4 protein-coding genes are annotated in these 2,514 nt (G+C 52.5%); all 4 read right to left on the reverse strand.

Translation table 11 applies throughout. The annotated features are described in order from the left end of the window. Positions 1 to 667: terminase large subunit domain-containing protein (locus tag KP814_RS32285; RefSeq protein ID WP_253938806.1), on the reverse strand; the 667-nt coding region annotated here is incomplete at its 3' end. A gap of 104 nt (positions 668 to 771) precedes the next feature. Further along, positions 772 to 1,248 carry a phage terminase small subunit P27 family gene (locus KP814_RS32290; protein WP_216740634.1) on the reverse strand — a complete coding sequence of 159 codons (477 nt, stop codon included), beginning with the start codon at positions 1,246 to 1,248 and terminating at the stop codon, positions 772 to 774. A gap of 195 nt (positions 1,249 to 1,443) precedes the next feature. Further along, positions 1,444 to 2,103 (reverse strand): hypothetical protein, encoded by a 660-nt coding sequence (locus KP814_RS32295; protein WP_216740635.1) that lies wholly within the window; start codon positions 2,101 to 2,103, stop codon positions 1,444 to 1,446. Positions 2,104 to 2,118: 15 nt separating this feature from the next. Then, positions 2,119 to 2,391 carry a type II toxin-antitoxin system RelE/ParE family toxin gene (locus KP814_RS33565; protein ID WP_216740636.1) on the reverse strand — a complete coding sequence of 91 codons (273 nt, stop codon included), beginning with the start codon at positions 2,389 to 2,391 and terminating at the stop codon, positions 2,119 to 2,121. Between the last annotated feature and the right edge of the window lie 123 nt (positions 2,392 to 2,514).

Below are 2,514 nucleotides of genomic sequence, written 5' to 3' on the forward strand. Positions count from 1 at the left end.
TGTCGTAGCAAGGGCCTTCGATGTTGTTGCCGGCGGTGGTGATGATAAACGTCAGCGGCTGCCGGCGTGCGCCCTGCCCCGTCACCATGGTCTCGTATAAGTCGGGGGCGTCGTGTTCGTGATACTCATCAATCAGCGCACAGGAGGGACTTGCGCCATCGCCGGGCTTGCCGATGACCGGCTCAAAGCGCGCTTCATCCGCCGGGCGGTTCAGGTTCTTGGCGTTAACAGCAATGCCCTTGGCCTTTTGCAATAACGGCGTGCGCGAGACCATCAGCTTGGCCGGTCTGAAGACCTCCCAGGCTTGGCGTTCGTTGGTGGCTCCGCTGTAGACCTCGGCGCCAAATTCGTTGTCGCAGGCGAACATATACAGCCCTACGCCGGCGGCGATGATGCTCTTACCGTTCTTCCTCGGCACGCACCAATACACTTCCCTAAAGCGGCGCAGATCGTCGGCCTTACTCTTCCATCCGAAGATGTTGACGAAGCCAAACACCTGCCAGGGCTCCAGCTTGATAAGCTGACGTTTGAATGCCCACTCGCCCTTGGTGTGCGGCAGCAGTTGGACGAACTCGCACACCCGCTCGGCCTCCGCCTTGTCGAAGTAATACGGATAGTCCGGGTCGCTCTCCTGGGCAAGGTCATCCAGGTAACGTTGACACGCCAAGCGTGTGTACCGATACGCCGGGATAGACCCGTCCAGCACGGCGCGGGCGTACCGCGTCGCCGCCTCGACGTGAGGATATTTAGCCGCCATGGAGTAACCGAAAATCAGAATTTATCGAAGGGGTTTGACGTGTCGTGATTGCCGCCGCCGGTCAGACGTTGGCGACTGGATGGGTCCAGGCCCAGGAGCGCCCCGAAGGTCGCCAGTTGTTTTAAGGATTCGTTGGCGACGGTGGCCGCCGGGTTCTTCTTCAGGCCGCCGTTTGCGTCCGTAATAGTGATGCCATATTGCGCCAATTCTCTTTCCGCCTGACGCCAGCGACCATAGGCGGCGCAGAAGGCTTCCAGGTTATGCACGTCAGTAATGGCGATGATCTTTTGCGCGCAGAGCTCCGGGGCGATCAGCTCCCACATACGGCGCGCGTCGTCGCCCAGCCAGTCCGGGCAATCGATGTTAGTGATCTGTGAAAACTGGGGTTCGTGGGTGTTGAGTTGACGCTTTCCGGGGTTGCCGGCCAGGAGCTTTTGCGCAACGGGCTTGGGCTTCCGCCCCCGTCCAGCTCTGGTTGCGGTTCCACTCATTGCGTTAGCCTGAAATTTTTAATTTCGCGGGTATAAAAAAAGACTTAGGGGTGCGGTGTTGGTCGCTCAGGTGTCAGAGATTTGACCCGCCCCACCCCCTTCAAATTTTCGCCACTTGATCATTTTTCAACCAATCACCTCTTCGGCAAATTGGCTGCAGTAATACAATAGCTTTGATGACACACATCCCGATGCTCAGTAAAACTCCAACCCAACTAGAACACGCTTTGTAGGCGCACAATACAAGAAGTGGAGATGGGGGTTTAGACAACGTGTATACACATCTGAATACAGATAACCTAAATATTTATATGCATTTCCAGACCCATCATAAAGTATGGCTAACTTGGAGCCATACTCATTGGTCTTATCAAGCAACCTGAATGGCACTCTTTTGCTTAAACTCGCAAACCAATTCGAGCCACTGGAAATTTCTTCCTTTGGGATAAACAAAGGGTAGTTTCCACCTGGTGGAGAGGGTTTGGGTAAGCGCCCAAACTCTATCAATTTCTTCTTTGTTTCCAGGTAGCTTTTTAGAGTTTCTGTATTCGTCCCTCGGAAGTTGTATTCAAATGGACTTAAATCCTCAGGGGTGCAATCAAGCTTCCATTTATCTTCCACCTTTGAGTAGGAATACCACTCTTCTCCAATGAACTCATTAAAGTCTTCTTTGCCGATCAGGCCTTCACAGCTACCGAAAGGCGTGGCGAGCAGTATCTCCTCGTCAAACCCTTCCGGCCTATACATAGCCAAAGGCAGCATTACTGACTTTTCAAAATCGCTTGCAAAGACATCGTCCGGCTCAGGAAATGCCGTAAAGTTATCGCTGTTTGTGTAAATGCTCTCGGCTGTCATTACTGATCCCGTAGTTTATAAGTGCCGCACATAATCCATCGACTGGTGCAAAATCCGAATAACGGCGACACCATAAACAGTTGGCTTGTAGAAGACTACATGTGAGCCTACGTAATAAGCTCGTAAAGAAGGGCGCACGTAGCTGCGATCACTGCCGAGAGTCTTGTTGTTAACGAGCGTTAGGAATGCTTCGTTAATCTCCCTGATATAGGCCTCCGCCTTGTCTGCTCCCCACTCCCTTAACGAGAACTGATAGATTGAAACTAGGGAACCTCTGAATAACCCCAAGAATCAGTCATAATACGGCAGCCCAACTCAGCAGGAACACTTTTCATGGAACAGATGACTTTCTCCGAAGCCGAATACCAGAATAAAAAGCGTAAGACCCGCCGGGAAATCTTTCTGGAGCGG

Origin of the sequence: Hahella sp. HN01, from assembly GCF_018986435.1 — a bacterium.
GTDB lineage: Bacteria > Pseudomonadota > Gammaproteobacteria > Pseudomonadales > Oleiphilaceae > Hahella.